The organism is Halorubrum sp. Atlit-28R, from assembly GCF_003665955.1.
In the GTDB taxonomy this organism is placed as follows: domain Archaea; phylum Halobacteriota; class Halobacteria; order Halobacteriales; family Haloferacaceae; genus Halorubrum; species Halorubrum tropicale.
Genome location: NZ_QPLS01000171.1, coordinates 1 through 486, shown reverse-complemented (window position 1 = coordinate 486; position 486 = coordinate 1). Strand labels below are relative to the sequence as shown.

Here is a 486-nt window from a genome sequence, read left to right as displayed (position 1 = left end):
ATCCACCGGTTGCGCCGCACGAACTCCATGTTTTCGAGGTAGGCGTCGACACCGAGGATGCGGCCCGCGCCGAACGCGCCGAGACCGAACAACAGCACCGCGTAGACGATGTGGTCGTCGACGACCCAGCCGTGAGCCAGCGGCAGGCCGGCGAGGATGCCGCCTTCGAGCGCCGCCGCCCAGTAGAACAGCATCATGACCGCGCCCCAGAAGGCGCTGAAGCGAACGAACGCGCCGAGGATGAGCGCCAGTCCGGCCAGCGTCAACCCCCACATGTTCAGCATATCGGTGAGCGGACTCCCTGCCATCGAACGCCACAGTCCCATGAGGGGGTTCCCCTCGGGAATCGCGTTGGCGAGGTAGCCCGCCGCGGTCCAGTTGTTCGAGGGGTCCGAATCCAGGTAGGTTACGAGCTTCGTGATGCCGCCTTGGAACAGCGTCCACCCCATCACCACTCTGAGCAGAAACAGCGAGTAGCCGACCCAG

Annotated in this window: 1 protein-coding gene; it reads right to left on the bottom strand. The window is 65.2% G+C overall.

What is annotated here, in order from left to right; all coding sequences use genetic code 11:
* The coding region (locus tag DVK06_RS17385; RefSeq protein WP_121601150.1) for a DoxX family membrane protein at positions 1-486 on the bottom strand (486 nt) is incomplete at both ends.